Below are 20,130 nucleotides of genomic sequence, written 5' to 3' on the forward strand. Positions count from 1 at the left end.
GTAGTGAGGGGTTGCCCCTTGTGAGAGTAGGACGTCGCCACGCTGATGTTATTCCGGCATAGCTCAGTTGGTAGTAGCGCATGACTGTTAATCATGATGTCGTAGGTTCGAGTCCTACTGCCGGAGTAAAAGTAGATGTAAGAAATATCATACTGTAGACAAAAGTATCAGTTTCCTCTTTACTAAGAGTGTAGACTGATACTTTTGTCTATTTTTGTATAATAAAAAATATGAAGACATATGCTCTCACTGCTAAGTGACCAATTTTTTCAGATTCATTTTGGCAAAAACAAGCATCGTATGCACCTGATTTTTTTCTAAGCCTCGATACCTGATGCAGCGCATTCCATGCTTTTTCTCATAAAGCGAAAAAAGAGGAGCAGGAAGTCAAGACAGAAGTCAGTTTTGAAATCTATTTCAAACAAGTTTCTGGTGGACCTGTGACTTATCCTGTAGAAGATTACAATTATCTTTTTAATGGGGTAAAACTGTAGAAGTTTTTGCAGGTGTTGCTATTACATGTTGTGATCATTTTCTTTTTATCATTACTAAAGAAATCAGAACAGATCTCATTGAAAAAGTTGAACAACTTAGCACCAGGAATCTTAGGTGTAGTCCATGTCTTGTTCGGATTACAAATGTTTGGTCTATTCATGCAAAATCCATACAAAAATATTTGGGCACCATTTACGATCTTCTTCGTATTGTATTTCATCTACTATGTACTGACGACATGGTTATATACAAGGATTGTATTACAAGACAAAAATAAGTAGGTATCATTTTGCTAATATGAACAAATATCAAGACCAATCAGAATTTGGCTTAAGAATTTTTTGCCCTAAATACTGTCAATTAAAAATTTTTACATTTGCCAGTGTGACTTAAATTTATTTTCTACTTGCCAATGCCTCTTATCTAAAAATTAGCAACGTGTTTGTTAACTAGAAATTTGTTCAACTTTTAAATGAAGCTTCAATTTAACCAATGAAATTAGAATAAAGGAAAGGTTATACTAATATCTTATTGTCATTTGAAAAATTGGCATATACGGTCATAGTAAGGCAATAACGGAATATTACAATTGAACTAGACTAAAATAAAAAGGGTCTTTGTAACATTAACTAAGTGTTACAAAAGATCCTTTTTTGTTTTAGAAAAATTACGGAATGCTTTCACACACGGAACGACAAACTATTAGGTGAGAAAAATGATATTTACTATAAAAGAAACATAGTATAACGAAAATTTGGTTTATTTTAACAGTAATGAGGTTAAAAAGGTTGGCTACCAAATGGCAACATTTGAAGAAGTTTTTTAAAACAATGGTATCGGTTAAATTGCATCCTTAAGTCTTTAAGCAATTTAAGATTGTTAGTGTAACTTGTTACATAAAATGTAACAAATTTTCTTTAAATGACTTTGATTTCTAAAGTGTTAAATCCGCTTTCATAAATCTCGAAAGACGCTTATTCTAAATATGTCAGATATATTACTCGAGTAAAAAACATATCAATTAAAAATTTCGAAGGAGCGTTAATTATGCAGAAAAGAGATTTTATCGATACAAATGATTTTACAAAAGAAGAAATCGATTACTTAATCAAACTAGGATTAAAAATCAAAAAAAGTATTAAGTATGGTCATTACCCATTACTACTTAAAAATAAAACACTAGGTATGATTTTTGAACAGTCTTCCACTCGAACCCGTGTTTCATTTGAAACCGCAATGGAACAATTAGGAGGACACGCTCAATATTTAGCACCTGGTCAAATACAACTAGGAGGACATGAAAGTCTTGGTGATACTGCACGAGTATTATCACGTTTAGTAGATATATTAATGGCTCGAGTTGAACGTCATGAATCAGTGGTTTCGTTGGCAAAGAACGCAACAATTCCAGTTATTAATGGCATGAGTGATTACAACCATCCTACGCAAGAACTAGGCGATATTATTACGATGACTGAACATTTACCGAAAGGAAAAAAATTATCTGATTGTAAAATTGTTTTTGTTGGAGATGCAACGCAAGTTTGTGTATCTACCATGTTTATGGCAACAAAAATGGGAATGGATTTTGTTCAATACGGACCAGAGGGATTCCAAATTAAAGAAGAAGCATTAGAAATAGGGAAGGAAAATGCCAAAAAATCAGGAGGAAGTGTGCAGATCACAGAAGATGTTAATGTGGCTCTTAAAGATGCGGACTTTGTCTATACGGATGTGTGGTATGGCTTATATGAAGCGGAATTATCTGAAGAAGAACGGATGAATATTTTCTATCCAACCTACCAAGTAAATAATGAATTGATGAAAAAAGCTTCACCACATGCAAAATTTTTGCACTGCTTACCAGCAACACGCGGTGAAGAAGTTACAGATGAAGTGCTAGATGGTGAACAATCTATCGTATTAGATGAAGCAGAAAATCGATTAACAGCTATGCGTGCTTTATTAGTTTATTTTTTGAATCCATATTTGGATTATGCCGATCAAGCTTTAGCAGAAAAATTTGATGGGGAATTGCAGTGTATGCTGAAACCTAAACGTCAATTAGAACGAAGAGATTAGCAAGAACTTGCTTAAGCAGTAGAAGAGACGTGTGAATTTTTTGCTAATTCATAGAGAATAAAAAAATTTACACGTACTTTTCATAAAAGGCTCATCGAAAGGAGCACAATAATGAAAGAAAAAAAGAAATTCCGTTTATTTGATGCAGTATTGATGGCCGTTGTAGTTATCTTAGTGGTAGAGTCGGCAGCACCAGCTGCTGCAATCGGCTCTTCGCAATTTTTTTGGTGGGGTTTATTATTGATATTATTTTTCTTACCTTACGGATTAATATCAGCTGAACTTGGTACGACATATGACGGCGAAGGAGGGATCTATGACTGGGTTAAAAAAGCTTATGGAAGAAAGTGGGGTGCTAGAGTCGCTTGGTTTTACTGGATTAATTTTCCTATTTGGATGGCGAGTCTCGCCGTTTTATTTCAAGAAGTATTAACTCAAATTTTTCAGTTAAACTTTAGTACGCCTCTACTAATTATGTTGCAGTTGGTATTTGTCTGGATTGTTACGATAATTAGCTGTTACCCTGTTAGTGATAGTAAGTGGATCTTAAATATCGCTGCATTTGCGAAAGTGGCAATCATGATATGTCTTGGTGTTTTGGGTATCTATCATGCATTAACAAAAGGAATGGCTAATAACTTTTCTGGAACAGCTTTGTTACCTAAACTAGATATTCAAAATTTTAGTTTTTTATCTGTTATCTTGTTTAATTTTTTAGGATTTGAAGTGGTCACTACTCTAGCAAATGAAATGGATAACCCTAAAAAACAAATTCCACAAGCTATTATTTATGGTGGTGTTTTGATCGCCTTTTTCTATTTGTTTGCTGCATTTGGAATGGGAGCGGCGGTACCAGCAGATCAATTATCTGCTTCTGGAGGATTAATTGACAGCTTTATTTTGCTTGTTGGGGGATTGAATCCTTTTGTTGTATTAATCGGTATTTTCTTCATGTATACGCTGGCAGCAAACTTGATTTCTTGGTCCTTAGGAATAAATTATGTCGCTTTGTATGCTGCGAAAAATCATGATATGCCTCTAATTTTCGCTAAAAAAAGTCAAAAAAATGATATGCCAGTAGGAGCTTCTGTCACTAATGGTATTATTGCTTCACTTCTAATTATTATTGCACCCTTTATCCCAAATGAGAATATTTTTTGGGCGTTTTTCTCACTAAATGTAGTAGCATTGTTACTTTCTTATATTATGATGTTTCCAGCGTTCTTGAAGTTAAGAAAAATCGATTCTCATGTTGTTCGTCCATTTAAAGTTCCTGTACCAAATTGGTTGTTAAAATTAATGACGATTATCCCAATGTTGTTGCTAATCGCGACACTACTTTTTTCTGTAGTTCCTCTAGATTCAAGTTCTTCAGAGATAAATACTAAAGTACCCGTGTTGCTCGGAACAATTTTTGCCTTTGTTATTGGTGAAATCGTGATTCACTATTCGTCAAAAGAAAAAAAAGATAAAGGAGTGCTTACTGATGAAAACAATTGATAGTTCACCTAAAAAAGATCATTTTAGAATGCCCGGAGAATTTTCGGCGCATGAAGGAGTATATATGTTGTGGCCACAACGTCCTGATAATTGGCGAGATGGAGGAAAACCAGCCCAGCGAGCTTTCGCAGAGGTTGCTAGGGCAATTGCCAATTTTGAGCCTGTTACAATGGGTGTGAATTCTGATCAGTATGATAATGCTCGCCACATGCTTCCCGAACATATACGGGTGGTAGAAATTGCTAATAATGATTCATGGGTTCGAGATTGTGGTCCTACTTTTGTTACAAATAGTCAAGGAAAAGTTCGAGGTGTGGATTGGACATTCAACGCTTGGGGCGGGCTGGAAGATGGACTTTATTTCCCTTGGGATCAAGACGATCAAGTTGCACAAAAAATTTGTGAAATTGAATGGAAGGACCGTTATCGTTTAGATAATTTTGTTTTGGAAGGGGGATCTATCCATGTTGATGGAGAAGGTACATTAATTACCACAGAAGAGTGCTTATTATCAAAAGGACGTAATCCACAGCTATCAAAAGAACAAATTGAAAATATTTTAGGAGAGTATCTAAATATTGATAAGGTAATTTGGTTAAAGCGCGGAATTTATTTAGATGAAACGAATGGCCATGTAGATAATATTGTTAATTTTGTAGCGCCTGGTGAAGTTGTTTTAGCTTGGACAGATGATAAGCAGGATCCACAATATGAAATTTCTAAAGAATGCCTAGAAATTCTGGAAAACTCCGTAGATGCAAAAGGTCGAAATATTCATGTAACAAAATTGCATGTGCCTACGCCTATACTTATTAACGAAAAAGAAAGTCATGGAGTAGATACCATAAATGGTACACTTCCACGTCAAAAAGGAGATCGTTTGGCAGCAAGTTATGTAAATTACTATACAGCAAATGGAGGAGTTATTTATCCATTATTTGATGATCCAATGGACGAAAAGGCAAAGGAAACATTGCAATCCTTATATCCTGATCGTAAAATTGTGGGTGTTTATACTCGAGAAATCTTATTAGGTGGAGGAAATATTCATTGTATTACGCAACAAATCCCTAAAGGAGAAAACGTGTTATGACAAAGAAAATAGTTGTGGCATTAGGAGGTAATGCAATATTAACAAATGATCCTACGGCAACAGGACAACAAAAGACTTTAGCTGAAACAGCTCAGTCATTAGCTGCTCTAGTTGAAAAAGGCTACAAGCTACTTATTACTCATGGTAACGGGCCTCAAGTAGGTAACTTATTATTACAACAAAAAGCTGGAGCAACCCAAACGAATCCAGCAATGCCACTTGATACCAATGTTGCTATGACTCAAGGCAGCATAGGATATTGGCTAGCACAGGCGTTAACGAATGAATTGAAGAAACGTGGTATAGAAAAATCCATAGTAGGATTGTTCACTCAAGTTATTGTTTCTGAAGAAGACCCAGGATTTAAACAGCCTACTAAACCAATTGGGGCATTTATGACGAAAGAACAGGCTGAAAAAGAAACGAGAATGACCGATTCTATCTTCAAAGAAGATGCAGGAAGAGGATGGCGTAAAGTAGTGGCTTCTCCTAAACCTATAGATATAGTTGAATCAAAAGTTATAAAAACGCTAGTTGATTCAGATGTAATTGTAATTGCAGGAGGAGGTGGTGGTATTCCGGTAATTCAAACTGGTGAAGGCCTAAGAGGTAAAGAAGCTGTGATAGATAAAGACTTTGCTTCTGAAAAACTTGCTGAAATCATTGATGCAAATGAACTGATTATCTTAACTGGTGTTGCAAATGTTGCTGTCCATTTTAACACACCGCAACAAAAAGAACTGAAAAAAATTGATATTGAGACATTAGAAAAATACAAAGATAATGGTGAGTTTGCACCAGGAAGTATGTTGCCAAAAGTGGAAGCTGCCTTAGAATTTGTTAAGAAAAAACCTAATGCGCGAGCTGTAATTACTTCTTTAGAAAATTTAGATAAATTACTAAAAGAAAATGCTGGCACGATTATTTATAGCTCGCAAAATTTAGAACAAAAAAGTCACTTAGTAGATATATTAACATATGAGTAAAAGAAAAAGTAACTGTGCGAAATAGAACATCTAGTTGTTTCTATTTCGCTTTTTTAATCCTATTATAGATATACTTAGAATGTTATAGTATGTTTAAGACAATACCCTAAAATTTAGTTGGTTACTCAGAATGTTGGTTTATTTAAAGGAGGAATATTTATGCTAGAATCGTCACCAAAAAAAGATGGATTTCAATTGGCACCAGAGTGGTCTTTTCATAAAGAATGCTATTTGATTTGGCCCGAACGTCCAGATAACTGGCGTTTAGGGGGAAAACCTGCACAAAAAGCATACGCTGAAGTCGCTGAAGTAATTGCACGATTTGAAAATGTAACTATGCTCGTTTCGCATCAACAATTCTTGAATGCACGTTATCAATTACCTGAAAAAATACGTGTACTAGAAGTAAGCAATAACGACGCATGGATAAAAGACACGGGACCATTATATGTTATGAATTCTTTGGGGGAAGTACGTGGTGTCGATTTTCGGTTTAATGCTTGGGGCGGTTTGTTAGATGGGTTATTTTTTCCGTGGGATCAAGATGATTTGTTAGCTCAAAAAATTTGTGAACAGGAGAGAATTGAATATTACCAATTACAAGAGTTTGTTCTAGAAGGTTGCTCAATACATACAGATGGGGAAGGAACGCTTTTTGCAACAGAAGAATGCTTGTTATCAGAAGGACGTAACCCTCAATTAGATAAAGAATCAATTGAAAAAATTCTAAAAGAGTATTGTGGCATAGAAAAAATCGTTTGGTTTCCTCGAGGCTTTTTTTTGGATGAAACAAACGGTGATATCGATAATTTAATCAATGTTGTACGGCCTGGTGAAATTATTTTGAGTTGGTGTGAACAACCAAATGATCCAATGTACGAAATCGTCAGAGAAGCAGAAGAAGTATTGATGAAAGAAAAAGACGCAAAAGGAAGAAGCTTCATTATACACAAGATAGAATTACCGAAACCTTTATATATTACAGAGGAAGAAGCTGCTGGTGTTGATCCGGTAAATGGCATGCTTCCTCGATTTTCCGGTGATCGGTTGATTGCTTCTTATGTAAGCTATTATACAGCAAATGGCGGCATTATTTTTCCACTTTTTGAGGACCCAAATGATAAAAAAGCAGAAGCACTATTAAAAAAAATATACCCAGAATATGAAATTATTGGTGTAATGGCTCGTGAAATTTTACTTGGTGGTGGAAATATTCACTGTGTTGCTCAAGGAGTACCTCAATAAGAAAGGGGTGATCGGTAATGGATTTTTTTGAAATAGCCAATAGTCATATTTCAGAGCTGACTAAGAATGAACAAATTCTTTTTGATTACGTCATCAATAACCTAGAAAACATTAAAAGTAAAAGTATCCGCGAAGTTGCTGATGACTGTTTTGTTTCAACAACTACTTTTCTGCGTTTTGTCAGAAAGCTTGGATTTTCTGGATTTAGTGAGTTTACCACTGTTATTAAATATACGTTACTTTATAAAACTACTCTTCCCGAGAGTTCACCTTTTGTCGTTAGCCAGAAAGATTATCGCGAAGAGTATTTAAAGAATTTAGTTGAATCTGTTCGCGTAATAGATACAGATAAAGTGAAACTAATTGTAGAACAACTACAAAAACAGCCTAAAATTTTTTTATTTGCTAAAGGATTGAGTAAAGAAATTATGCGTTATATACGATATTTGTATAATACAGCCGGTTTTTTTGTAATTTTTCCTGAAGATCATCAAACTCGTTCTATTGCACAAAAGCAAGTTAAAAAGAATGATATAGCCTTTATCTTCAGTTATAAAGGAGAAGATTTAGAGTTGATCGAAACAATTCGAAAAATAAAGGAACAAGATCATCCTTTAATCGTTTCAATTACTGGAGCAGATAATAACTTAATACAAAACTTTAGTGATATTAATCTTTATTTGTTTACAGATGAAATCAGCTTGAATCATCTAGATATTACGTCACATATCTCAATGATTGCATTAATGGAATTAATTTTGTACCAATTTATCGAAAGCAGTGGAACAGACACTTACCATCTTGTTTTTCGTTGAATGATCGACAAGAGAATATTTTGTTTATCGGCAGCAGCATCTTAGAAATGATGAACAGTACTAGTATGGAAGCTTGTCGTCAACTAATCAAAATTACTGGAAGATCTTATTGTACGAAAGTTTATTTGCTTTATAAGGATGTTCTTCAGACAACCACAGAGGATGAAAGCAAGAAAGCGGTCAAAAAATGTATTTGTACGTTGGGGTTGCCAATTGGTTATGAAACGCTATTATAAGTGTGGGCCAAATATTATATACAGCATTTATTTGATTCAAAAAGTTATTATCAAAACGGTGTAAGTAACAAACGTTCACGATTCGGGAATTACTACCGTAAATGAAATTTAAATTGTAGATAACGTAAAGGTAGACGTATATCTACAATTTAAATTTGTTAAAAAACAGCAAAATGAGAATAGTGGCTTAACAAATATCATGCGAGAAATATTATGGGCAGTTGCAAGAATTGAAAAATGAATTCGATTCTTGGTTGAACGGGTTAGATGTATCTAATGAACAGATTTAATCTGGAATTTTTTATTTTTTGAACAACAATACACACCGATTTAGAGGTTTTACTCTAAGGAACATAAGAGATATAGTATATCCGCGTATGGCTATACTATGCAGTGCAAGGTTCATTAGTCATACCAAATTTATTGGTATGTTTATACCTTTCTCGTGTGAAGCACTATTAAAATTGACACTAAAATGTTAAGAGGACAGATAAAAATACAAAATGAATTATGTCAGTTGAAGATTCTTTCCAATAGAAACTAAAAAAGAATCCAAAAATTGACGAAAAAGATGGGCTAAATCCCGGTGAAAATGTCGCAGATTTTAAATGTCTATCTCTATGACATTGACATTGAAGGAAATAAAAAATACTTCGATAGACGCTAGCAATAAGCCATTATTAGTTATGACATTAGTGTTAAATATTCAAAACATTTTGGATAATAGATACAATGAAAATCCAAAATCCTTTGAAAAATCATTTTCATCCTTGACAAAAAGAAGAAATCCCGAGCGTACTAAGCAACAAAGACAAAGGACTTCAGGTTAAGGATATTCATACTCTAGTAATGGGGATTAACCAAATGTTGAAAAATCAGCCTAGTCCATTTATCAAAAATATCACATTTTGTAGCGAAGGAGCGGTCTTTTTGCTTTGTAAGAGTTATAAAGAAATTTCGATCTGGTAATTATCAGCTATGTTATGACCATGCTTAACGAGGTTGAAAGCCTTTTTATCAAGTGTTGGTAGTGTAACAATTGATTAACATGCGTAAGTACGAATTAGGATTATATGAGTCTCATTAGGAAATATAACCTGGTGAATAAACTAGATTGAAAGGAATATTAAGTATGATATAATTTTCAATCTAGATACTGAAAATTGAAGAAAGGGTAATGTTTTGAATCGGTACAGTCTGAAGATGAGTAGTAATAATGAACTGCATATAAAATTTTTCCCGTGAATCGACCAAATAACTAATTGGAAGAGTATGGATTGTCCCATCACTGGACAGAGAATAATGTATTCCATAATTGATATAGCAACGTTTTCGAGTTCATCTAATCGAAACCTATCCCCGACAATAGGGGACGAGAATGTTAATAGATAACTATAAAACTTCAAGCAACGTATTAAATAGAGTGAAGAAAATTTTCTATCTATTTTTTAGTCAGCAATCTTTAGGTACAAATTAAGAATGTTTCTGCAAAAGAATATCAATCATTTACGCTTAGAATGTCGTACCATAAATGATTGGTATTCTTATTTTGTCAGAAAATAAGATCATACTGTTACAGTATGATCTGTGACTAAGAGCATTAATTTATGCTATTTTCTGTTTAGTTAGGAATTTTGTGGTGAACACTTGTTTGCCAAGAGATTAGCCAATAACATTCGCTCGCGATACGGAGAACCATATTATAAATGATGCTATTTTTTGAAAGAAAATGGATTGTAACAAAGCACATAGAAATAATATTCTGAGAAAAAAAGAGATACCGGAACTGCTGTCCGTTCGACAAGCTGTCCTCGGTTTTTTTGTACGTAAAATTTAAAAACAGATGCTCATCGATCCATCGGCTGAATTGCCATAAGCGAGTGATTAAATCTTTTTCATAGAATATAGAGGCATTATAGTATAAAAGCTCATTGGTAATTTTCTCTTTTATCTTTTTGTGTTTCTCCGGGGAAAATTCATTTAATAAGTGATGGGATAATAGTCATTATTTATACTTTATTCAATGCACGACTTTCCAATAATAATTCTGTCACGATCAGTATCTCTTTGGCGTCTAATTTATCCAATTTTTTTAATGTGTATTATCGATTTTTTCTTAGTAAATAAGTTCTAAATTGACAGGAGACTGTAAAAGTTGCTGTTTGATAAAAGCTAAATCATTCGTAAATTGACACTATATTTTTCTATAAGATGTATGAGCAAAAGATAATTGTAAAAATCAACAGATTTTAGAAAAGTATATCGAGATTGAAGAAAAAATTAGAAATAGCCATATTATTTATGGTAGACCCGATAGAGTAAATAGTTTGGAGGAAAATATAAATAACAGGAATATTAAAATAAGTACATCGGAATAGGCGAGCGCAAACGGCAGCACGTACAAATCAAGCTATCCTTACTCTTAAAGAAGGTAGTCAACCTACAAATTTTTCAAGAGTAGCTAATCAAGCAAAAATTTGAAAATCAACTCTTTATTCAATTCCAGAGGTGAGAGAACAGATCGCTTTTTATAGGAAGGGATGGTTCTATAAGCAAAAGCAGGACGACACTAAATCAGATTGTATGATCCACTCATTAGTAAGAAAAATTAAGTCTTTAGAGTCAAAAAATAAAGGAAAAGAACTTAAGCTTCAAATAAAAAAGATATACGGGAACCTATTCGAAGGTACAACACAAGAATAAATAGAGTTCTGGTCAAAGAAATTTTAAAGTTTCATTTTTCGAAAATTGACTAAAAATTCGTGTTCAGGATATGAAATACCCTATTTCAGGAAGTTTTTGACCACGATTAAATTATCCATGTTATAGTCGTGAGGTTCTAAAAAAACTTTAAAAGGAGCATGTAGAGACATGCAAAATGTAAAAAAATTAAGTATGAAAGAGATAAAACAAACATGTGGTGGTGCTGGTAAAAATCTTATCTATGGTAAGGGCTATGGCTGTTTGCGAAGTTGTAATAGGTTATAATGTTCCGTAAAATAATAAAATACGTAAGTTCTGTATTTATATTGATAGCTACATGTATAGTGCCTTTATTTATTTTTGAAGATTCTATGCCACTAAAAATATTAAGTTTACTAGTTATTTTGTTATTAAATATAGTTGGTATATTAGTAAAAAAAGAGCTGGGGATGAAATATTTCGGAATGGTAGACTAATTAAAGAGAGGATGTTTATATTATGAATTTTAAAAAAAATAATTTAGAGTATAATTTATGCATTTTTTTAGCAGTAATTATAAATTTAGGATTATTTATTTTTTCCGAAACTATATTAAGTAAGATTTTACTATTGATTGCTATTGTTTTATTAGTTATTCCTAATTTCATGCAAAAAAAGAAGAGAAAAAACTCGTAATGAGTTTTTTCTCTTCTTTTTTAGTTGCATTTAGAGTATACATTTGCTAACCCAGCAGCCCATGCTAGTGGTCCTTTTGGGATTCCAAATAATCCCCCAGCAATTGCAGCACCACATTTTGCTCCACCTTTAGATAAGTTGTTAGGTCTATTTAACTCATTAGGCATTCTGTGATCATTTTCTCCACCGATAATTTGTTTCATCTCTTTCGTACTTAATTCTTTTACATTTTGCATATTTAAACTCGCTCCTTTTAGAGTATTTTTATTACGATACTAGTGTGACATATATCTATAGCAAACAGTTAAAAACTTCCTGAAATAAGGTAATAACATTCCTGAAACCTATAAAATTCATCTGTTTTCATTTTAGATGAAGCGACAAATGGACTTGATAAACTACTAGAACATGAAATGATGGATCGCCTTTTAAATTTAGCAAATAAAACTCTTATATTTATTGCGCATCATTTATCGATTGCAAAATCTGGCGATAAAATTTTAGAATCCTATACATATATTTGCTAATGTACCTAAACTTTCCTGAAAGTCGGCACACGAAATGACAAATCTTCAGCAACTTGCTTCAGTTTTGTCATTACTTACTAAAAAGGTTTGGCAATCTCTATATTTGCTGCAAATAATCGCTTGTCAAGGGGGAGCAAGCTCCCCCTTGAATTCCCCTCAAAACCCAAGCTCAATAATAAACAACTAACTACCAATACGGAATTCACTTTCTGTTATTTTTTTTAAAATAAATTAATGAATATAAGAACCAACATATATATATAGACATAGTTCCTAATAAAAAGCTCAAATAAAAACTGTCTATATATTTGACTAAAATTTTATTTAATAATTCTCCGAGTATTAATCCAATTAGAGTAATAATCCCTATAATTGAAGCTTTTTCTAATTGAAGCCATTTCTTTACAGATAATTTTTTATTCATTTAATTTTTCCTCTTAATCATTAACCATACAAATAATCCTTATAACGAGAACAAGCTTTTGATAGTTACTATGCTATTAATTTTAATTAGCGATATGAGTCTTTTACCACATTTTTATTTTCTACGTCCACCATTCCAACCTTTTTTAAATCCTGAGATTATTTGGTCTGAATGATCCCATGCATCTTTTACTAAATAGCCAAGGCCAGCAACTATAATAGGTGCTATTCCTCCTTGAATTTAGATAACTCATTATATTTTTTCATTAATATTCACTCCTACGCTTACTCTAAACTTTTCGATAAACAATATCCAGGAATTATCATGTGTTTAACAGGATGATTTGCTATACAGTTTGCTTGTTTACCCATAAATTGTCCTACACCATACCAAAGACTATCATTAGAATCACCGATAATTTGTTTCATCTCTTTTACAGAAACTTCTTTTACATTTTGCATATTGGAACTCGCTCCTTTTATATTATTTTTATTACGATACTATCATGACATACATCTATAGCAAACAGTTAAAAACTTCCTGAAATAAGGCTTTTTCATTCCTAAAACCTATAAAATTACAATTTAATTTTATTGAATATGTTATTTTAATAACTAGTTAACATAATATGTAGTTTCTTATACGGAATAAGCATGAGTTGTCTTGTTTGTTTAGTGCTATTTAGTTTTCTTCTTTATATTTCCTAACTTACGTTTGTGTAATGTAAAAAAGAATGGGCGTTATTCATGCTGGATTATTCGAAAGAATCAGTAAATGATTATTTTCTAATCGACATGAAGCCTTTTTATGCGAGTATCGAGTGTATAGAAAGAAATTTTGATCCATTAACAACAGAACTTGTTGTTATGAGTCGCGCTGACAATACTGGTTTAGGATTGATATTAGAGCTTCTTCTCCTGAAGCAAAAAAGCGGTATGATATTACAAATGTGAGTAGACCACGTGATTTATCACAACTATTTCCTAAAACATCATACGTTGTTCCACCACGTATGAACCTATATATCAAGCGAAATATGCGGGTAAATAATATTTTCAAAAGATATGTGGCTGACGAAGATCTACTGATGTATCCAATCGATGAACCCATTTTAAAAGTGACCAGATCACTGAATATTTTTACGACTGAAGGAACAAGAAGTCAGAGAAGGAAAAAATTCGTTCAAATGATCCAAGAACGTATTAAAGAAGAATTAGGATTGATTGCTACGGTAGGTGTCGCGGAGATAATCCCCTTTGGCCAAACTCGCCTTAGACAATGAAGCGAAGCACAATGAAGGGTTTATTGCTGAATGGACGTATCAAAATGTTCCTGAGAAAGTATGGAATATTCCTAAAATGACGGTCTTTTGGGGCATAGGGTCTCGAATGAAAAAAACTCAACCAGATGGGGATCATGAGTATTAAAGACCTTGCTAACTGGAATCATTATACGATTAAGAGTAGGTTAGGTGTGATTGGCTTATAGCTGTACTTTCATGCAAATGGTATTGATCGAACTGACATAGCAAATTATTACTGAGATGATTAAAAAAACTAATTTATAAGCAATGAAAACGTTGACTTATAAAATGAAACAAAGTATATTTATTTTGTAAGAAAAGAAAAAAGAACTTGAGATAGCGACGCAGTTATCTCTAGAGTTATGTTACTGATAAATCAGGCAGAACTCAGAACTAATATCAAGTAAAGCTTTATGATCAAAAGCTTATTTGATATTGGATCTGAGTTCTTTTTTCTGGAAAGGAGAAACTAATGAAAGTTAAAAAGATTATCAATAACAATGTAGCTTTAATTGATCGGGGAGGAAATGAAGCAATTATCTATATGACAGGGATTGCTTTCAAAAAAAAAGTTGGCCAACGCATTAATGATTCCGAAATTGAAAAAACATATGTTTTAGATTCGAAAGACCGTTTAGAACATTTTAGCTATTTGTTATCGCATTCTGATGATAGACTGATCTCTATGATCAACGAGCTCGTTAGTTATGGAGAAAAGGAAATCGGTAAAAAAGCAAATGATTATCTTTATTTAGCTTTATTAGATCATCTCTCCTTTGCATTGAAACGCTCAGAAAAAGGACAATATCTTAGAAGTCCGCTCTTTTGGGAAGTTAAAAAGTTTTATCCAGTTTATTACAAAATCGGTTTGGAAGCTTTAAAAATGATGAAGAAATATTTTAATCATTCCTTTCCCACAGATGAAGCTGTTTCAATTGCCTTACACTTTGTTAATCTTCAAGAAAATCAGGTCAATTTTGATGAACAGATAGAAGATATGGAGACACTAAGAGACATGTTGAATATCATCAAATATCATTTTAGTTTATCTATTGACGAAGAGAGCATCAACTACATGAGGCTAGTGACACATTTACAGTATTTTATTGAACGATTAAGAAAAAAACAAGCATACGTTGAAAATGAATCTCAGTTATTTGAACAAGTAAAAAAACTATACCCTAAAGCATATACAGCTGTAGAAAAGATAGAAATATATGTAAAAGGAAAGTTCAGCACCTATTTATCTCAAGATGAATACACTTATTTGATGATTCATGTTAATCGCGTAGCGGAAAGAGGCGACAATAATGGATAAGTATCATGATTTTAACAAACATATTATTGAACTTGTTGGAGGAAAAGAAAATATAGAGGCAGTAGTTCACTGTATGACACGGTTGCGTTTTACTCTTATCGATAAAACGAAAGCGCAAACAAATAAGCTTAAAAACTTAGACGGTGTGATTGATGTAGTTAGCAATAACGTTGCTTATCAAATCATCATAGGTACACATGTTAACGATGTATATAAAGAATTGATGACGCAATTGGAACTAACCCCAAAAACTACTTTAGAAGAGCAAAGTGGGAAAAAAAATCCAATAAAAGCAGCACTAGATGTCATATCGGAGTCTATGACACCGATACTTGAGCCTATTATTTGTGCTGGATTACTTGCTGCTGTTTTATCCATTGCTTCTTTAACTGGAATAATCTCACCAGACAGTTCAACCTATCAGATTTTTGATGCTTTGCGGTCTGCTGTATTTTATTTTCTACCTATTTTAATGGCTATGAGCTGCGCAAAACGATTAGGAGCAAGTCCTTATTTAGCAGTAGCACTTGCTGCTACTATACTTTCAAGTTCTATCAATGATGTGAAAGGACTGGAGTTATTTGGTATTGGGTTACCGCAAATTACGTATTCTAATAGTTTTATCCCTATTTTGCTAGCTATCTGGTTTATGGGGTACGTAACTAAAGTAGTTAAAAGAGTTATACCTAACACACTCCAATACTTTTTAACCCCTTTGTTCGTAATGTTAATTACTTTACCGGCAACGTTGTTGGTTTTTGGGCCTTTAGGATTTTATATAGGAGAAGGAATCATTGGCTTTTTTAATCTACTGATGAAATATGTAGGTAGTTGGTTTGTCATGATGTTATACTCTGCTCTTCAACCATTTATTATCATGTTGGGCGCGGGAAACTTTATCATGCCGGTTGTAGCTTCTCTAATTGCAGCAAATGGGTATGACCCTGCCTTTATATCTTCATGTACAATTTCAGATATTGCTGTTGGAGGCGCAATGCTTGGGTATTTCTTAAGAGCTCGGAACTTAAAACAAAAACAATTATTTGGGACAGTAACACTTTCTGCAGTACTTGGTGTGACTGAACCTGCTATCTATGGTGTCTTTGTTAAATACCGTCGGCCATTTGTTGCAGTAATGATTGGAGGAGGGCTCGGTGGACTATTTGCTGGTTTGACTGGTGTTAAAGCTTATTCTGTTGCTTGGGGATTATTTGGCCTCCCAGCGTATATAGGTGAAGGAGACTTCATGAACTTCTGGTTTATGTTAGCGGCAGTCGTGATTAGTTTTGCTGGTTCAGCTGTAGCTGCTTATCTCTTAGGCGTTCCTACACAAGAAGAGGATCAGGAGACAATCAACCATATAATAGCTGAAAAAGGGAAAGATAAAAATCTGCGCACTTCTTCATTGGGTAATGTAGTAGAAGGAGAAGTGATTTCTTTAAATGAAGTTAAAGATCAAGCTTTTTCAACAGGAGCTTTAGGAAAAGGGATTGCAATCAAACCAATAGATACACATCTTTATTCTCCAGTGGATGGGGAAATCACGGTAGTTTTTCCAACGAATCATGCAATAGGTATCCAATCACAAGATGGAATTGAAATACTAATCCATATTGGGATCGATACAGTAGAGTTAGAGGGGAAATATTTTAATTTAAATATAAAACAAGGAGATAAAATTCAAAGAGGACAACTCCTTGGAACAGTAGACTTTGATAAAATACAAGAAGCTGGTTATGATACGTCTACTATTGTAGTTGTCACGAATACCGATAGCTATTTAGACGTCATTCCTTCAAATTCAGAACAAGTAATAAAGACAGATAATCTACTAAACGTCATTTTATAGAAGGTGAAAAAATGAAATTGAAAAAGAATTTTTTATGGGGTGGAAGTATTGCTGCACATCAATGTGAAGGAGCCTGGCAGGAGGGAGGAAAAGGACCAGCTATCATGGATTATGTCAGACAAGGAAGCTATCAGGTCCCACGCCAAATCGATACAATAATTTCTTCTGAAGCTACGTATCCCTCACATATGGGTATTGATTTATATCATCAATACAAGTCAGATATTCGTCTGTTTAGTGAAATGGGATTTACAGCATTAAGAATATCAATAGATTGGTCTCGTATCTTTCCTAATGGAGATGATGAGCAGCCGAATCAAGAAGGAATTATGTATTATATAGATGTAGTGGATACGTTGTTGTCTTATGACATTGAGCCAATTGTAACATTATATCACTTCGAGATGCCAAAAAATTTAGTCCAAAAGTATGGTTCATGGACTAATCGAAAAGTAATTGAACTTTATTTGAAATTTTGTCAAACTATGTTTGAATCTTTAAAAGGAAAAGTCCACTATTGGGTTACATTTAATGAAATGAATCATATTGATCCTCAAACAGAAGCTACAGATATTTTTACGTATATTATCGCAGGTTTGAAGTATTCTGAACTCGAAAATAAATCGCAGACATTGGCTGAGATCGGATACAATATGACAGTGGCTAGTTGTTCGGCAATAGTTTTAGGAAAAAAAATAGACCCAGAAAACAAGATTGGTTGCGTATTTGGAATCGAACCTGTTTATCCAGTAGATTGCAATCCAACAAATGTGATGAATGCTTTTAAACAAATGGATCGAGATTTCTATCAAATAGATGCTATGTGCACAGGAAAGTTTCCAGACTATAAAATCAATGAATATGCAGACCAAGGAATAAAGTTGACCATAACAGAGAATGATAAATATATGTTTTCTAAAGGAACACTTGATTTTATTGGTATGAACTATTATGCATCATCTGTTGCGAAGTACGAAGGAGCAGCTGAAGAAAAGAGTGCCTTATTTGGCGGTCTTCAAAACCCGTATCTTGTGACTAGTAAATGGGGATGGACCATTGATCCGACGGGTTTACGGTATCTGCTGAATTACACTTATAGAAAATATGGACTCCCTATCATAATTACAGAAAATGGATTAGGTGCCATAGATGTTTTGACAGATGATAAAAACATACATGATGAATATCGCATCGAATACTTAAAACAGCATATTCAACAAATGAAGATTGCAATTGAAGAAGATCAGGTAGATTGCTTTGGGTATCTCACGTGGGCACCCATAGATTTAGTAAGTGCTACAACAGGCGAAATGAAAAAAAGATATGGGTTTATCTATGTAGACAAAGACGATGAAGGAAATGGAACCTTAGAAAGGTACAAAAAGGACTCTTTTTATTGGTACAAAGAAGTGATTGGTTCCAATGGAGATATTTTGTAATACCTGTTTAACATAGAAGGAGTTATAGTAGTTATATTCATATAACAAGTAGTTAGCTTAGAGTAATATTACTAAAGGACCAAAGTTCTATCTTAAAAAAATAACTATCTTTAATATATAAAATCAGCAAATCATAACCACCCTTTAAAAAAGAGGGGCAGGGTGTAGACAAAAGTATCAGTCTACACTCTGAGATGTAAGAAATATCATAAGATATTTCTTACATCTTTTTGTTTTGAGCAGGACTTTAGATAATTTTATTAATATATGCTAGCATGCTTTTGTAAGAAAAAGAAAGAGGGCGTATTAGTTATGTATCTTAAAATTACGGAACAAGCACAAGAAAGATTACAAAAATATATTGATGAAGGCGCAACAGTTATATTGGATTTAGATGATGGCGTTGGGGAATATTCTAAAATGGGTGTTTGCTCTTTAGATACTAGTTTTCGTTTACTTCTTCTTGATAAAGAACAGAGAAAAAATGATTATAAACTCCAATTAGATAGTGATATTGGGGATGTTTATATAAAAGATTATTCAAAAATGTACATGGATGAACATATGACCCTTTCTTTAGATCCACGTCTAGGTGTATTTACTCTTGAAAGCCCAAGTGGTTCTTTAGACAGTCATGTTCAATTAGTAGATCTACGACCAGAAAAATTCTCTGGCATGAAACAATAATTTTCTCTTCATTGATCCATGATCCATAAAACTAGTCTCAATCAAGCTGTGTTGAAAAAACAAGACAACATTCTTACCATGGTAAATAAAAAAGACGACACATTTTGTCGTCTTTTTTTAAATTAACTATTTTCGATAAAAGATCGCATAGCTTGTGCCATTATTTCTGGCTTTTCTCTATTCAATTCATGTTTTCCGTTTTTAATAAAGAGTAGGCGGCCATTCGTTGAAAGTTTATATAAACGTTTTGCTGCTGGTTTATTCGCATGATCTTTGGTACCACATAAAATCAATTTAGGAAGTCGTGATGTACGAAGCTGTTTTTTGCAGTCTAATGTTTCAAGTGAACGAAGTAGGGTAAGGGTTTGTTTTTTAGATAGACCTAATTTTTCAAATATCTTAGAAGGTACGCAGTAAAAATAAATATTCTGGAAAGTAAGCAATAAGCGATTAGAAGACTCAAATTGTGGAGCGACTAAAACAACCTTTTTTAAATATGGAGAAGGAGTTGCAAGATAGTTTAAAGCAATAACAGCGCCTAAAGATAATCCACATAAAATAAAAGGTTCCTTTATCTGATTCAATTGTACTTCGATGTATTTGGTTAAGTCGTCTAAAGTAGCAGTGTCTGTGCTGTTTAAATGATTGAACAATGAAAGACTTTTGCAAGAATAACTATTGGGTAGATAAGAGATTACATCTTTCCATGATTGTTCGTCTTGGCCTAGACCATGCAAAAAAACAATTTTCATA

Annotated in this window: 15 protein-coding genes, 1 tRNA gene and 3 pseudogenes; 14 read left to right on the top strand and 5 right to left on the bottom strand. The window is 33.3% G+C overall.

The window, feature by feature from the left end:
* The first annotated feature begins 52 nt into the window (after positions 1-52).
* Positions 53-126: transfer RNA gene (locus OS139_RS05090), tRNA-Asn, on the top strand.
* Positions 127-255: 129 nt separating this feature from the next.
* Here the strand turns inward: OS139_RS05090 and OS139_RS13675 are convergent.
* A pseudogene (locus tag OS139_RS13675) lies at positions 256-357 on the bottom strand (transposase); the annotation flags it as partial.
* Between the two features lie 233 nt (positions 358-590).
* Here OS139_RS13675 and OS139_RS13680 point away from each other — a divergent pair.
* The 8 genes and pseudogenes from OS139_RS13680 to OS139_RS05135 form a co-directional block, all read left to right on the top strand.
* Positions 591-776 (top strand): annotated as a pseudogene (locus tag OS139_RS13680) (peptide ABC transporter permease); the annotation flags it as partial.
* Between the two features lie 766 nt (positions 777-1,542).
* Positions 1,543-2,577: a putrescine carbamoyltransferase gene (gene ptcA, locus OS139_RS05105; RefSeq protein ID WP_002295311.1), complete on the top strand. Its 1,035-nt coding sequence runs from the start codon at positions 1,543-1,545 to the stop codon at positions 2,575-2,577.
* 111 nt (positions 2,578-2,688) lie between these two features.
* Positions 2,689-4,077 carry an APC family permease gene (locus OS139_RS05110; protein WP_325066823.1) on the top strand — a complete coding sequence of 463 codons (1,389 nt, stop codon included), beginning with the start codon at positions 2,689-2,691 and terminating at the stop codon, positions 4,075-4,077.
* A complete protein-coding gene (gene aguA, locus OS139_RS05115) occupies positions 4,064-5,170 on the top strand; it encodes an agmatine deiminase (RefSeq protein WP_002332135.1) in 1,107 nt (368 codons plus the stop codon). The genes OS139_RS05110 and aguA (OS139_RS05115) overlap by 14 nt, the downstream gene beginning before the upstream one ends.
* Complete coding sequence (gene arcC, locus OS139_RS05120) at positions 5,167-6,156, top strand: carbamate kinase (RefSeq protein WP_002332134.1); 990 nt, start codon at positions 5,167-5,169, stop codon at positions 6,154-6,156. Before aguA (OS139_RS05115) ends, arcC begins: the two co-directional genes overlap by 4 nt.
* Before the next feature lie 159 nt (positions 6,157-6,315).
* The gene (gene aguA, locus OS139_RS05125) at positions 6,316-7,401 is read left to right on the top strand and encodes an agmatine deiminase (protein ID WP_002332133.1); all 1,086 of its coding nucleotides are present in this window, start codon (positions 6,316-6,318) and stop codon (positions 7,399-7,401) included.
* Positions 7,402-7,418: 17 nt separating this feature from the next.
* Positions 7,419-8,216, top strand: coding sequence for a MurR/RpiR family transcriptional regulator (locus tag OS139_RS05130; RefSeq protein WP_016628170.1), 798 nt, complete (start codon positions 7,419-7,421; stop codon positions 8,214-8,216).
* A gap of 20 nt (positions 8,217-8,236) precedes the next feature.
* On the top strand, positions 8,237-8,452 hold the full coding sequence (locus OS139_RS05135) for a hypothetical protein (RefSeq protein ID WP_025479133.1): 216 nt from the start codon (positions 8,237-8,239) through the stop codon (positions 8,450-8,452).
* A 3,398-nt stretch (positions 8,453-11,850) separates the two neighbouring features.
* On the opposite strand, the gene OS139_RS05140 is transcribed toward OS139_RS05135, so the two are convergent.
* The 3 genes from OS139_RS05140 to OS139_RS05155 form a co-directional block, all read right to left on the bottom strand.
* The gene (locus OS139_RS05140) at positions 11,851-12,066 is read right to left on the bottom strand and encodes a bacteriocin (protein WP_002295295.1); all 216 of its coding nucleotides are present in this window, start codon (positions 12,064-12,066) and stop codon (positions 11,851-11,853) included.
* 493 nt (positions 12,067-12,559) lie between these two features.
* Positions 12,560-12,781: a hypothetical protein gene (locus OS139_RS05145; protein ID WP_002331254.1), complete on the bottom strand. Its 222-nt coding sequence runs from the start codon at positions 12,779-12,781 to the stop codon at positions 12,560-12,562.
* 284 nt (positions 12,782-13,065) lie between these two features.
* Positions 13,066-13,242 carry a hypothetical protein gene (locus OS139_RS05155; protein WP_002332127.1) on the bottom strand — a complete coding sequence of 59 codons (177 nt, stop codon included), beginning with the start codon at positions 13,240-13,242 and terminating at the stop codon, positions 13,066-13,068.
* A gap of 285 nt (positions 13,243-13,527) precedes the next feature.
* Here OS139_RS05155 and OS139_RS05160 point away from each other — a divergent pair.
* The 5 genes and pseudogenes from OS139_RS05160 to OS139_RS05180 form a co-directional block, all read left to right on the top strand.
* Positions 13,528-14,266: pseudogene (locus tag OS139_RS05160) on the top strand (Y-family DNA polymerase); the annotation flags it as partial.
* A 290-nt stretch (positions 14,267-14,556) separates the two neighbouring features.
* Positions 14,557-15,402: a PRD domain-containing protein gene (locus OS139_RS05165; RefSeq protein ID WP_002332126.1), complete on the top strand. Its 846-nt coding sequence runs from the start codon at positions 14,557-14,559 to the stop codon at positions 15,400-15,402.
* Positions 15,395-17,251, top strand: coding sequence for a PTS beta-glucoside transporter subunit IIBCA (locus OS139_RS05170; protein ID WP_002332125.1), 1,857 nt, complete (start codon positions 15,395-15,397; stop codon positions 17,249-17,251). Before OS139_RS05165 ends, OS139_RS05170 begins: the two co-directional genes overlap by 8 nt.
* Positions 17,252-17,262: 11 nt before the next feature.
* A complete protein-coding gene (locus OS139_RS05175; protein WP_002294086.1) occupies positions 17,263-18,690 on the top strand; it encodes a family 1 glycosylhydrolase in 1,428 nt (475 codons plus the stop codon).
* Between the two features lie 312 nt (positions 18,691-19,002).
* Positions 19,003-19,377 (top strand): iron-sulfur cluster biosynthesis family protein, encoded by a 375-nt coding sequence (locus OS139_RS05180; RefSeq protein WP_002298848.1) that lies wholly within the window; start codon positions 19,003-19,005, stop codon positions 19,375-19,377.
* Between the two features lie 122 nt (positions 19,378-19,499).
* Here the strand turns inward: OS139_RS05180 and OS139_RS05185 are convergent, their stop codons facing one another.
* Positions 19,500-20,129 (bottom strand): alpha/beta fold hydrolase, encoded by a 630-nt coding sequence (locus OS139_RS05185; protein WP_325066825.1) that lies wholly within the window; start codon positions 20,127-20,129, stop codon positions 19,500-19,502.
* Between the last annotated feature and the right edge of the window lies 1 nt (position 20,130).

It is taken from the genome of Enterococcus sp. E4-223, from assembly GCF_035727065.1.
GTDB classification, from domain to species: domain Bacteria; phylum Bacillota; class Bacilli; order Lactobacillales; family Enterococcaceae; genus Enterococcus_B; species Enterococcus_B faecium.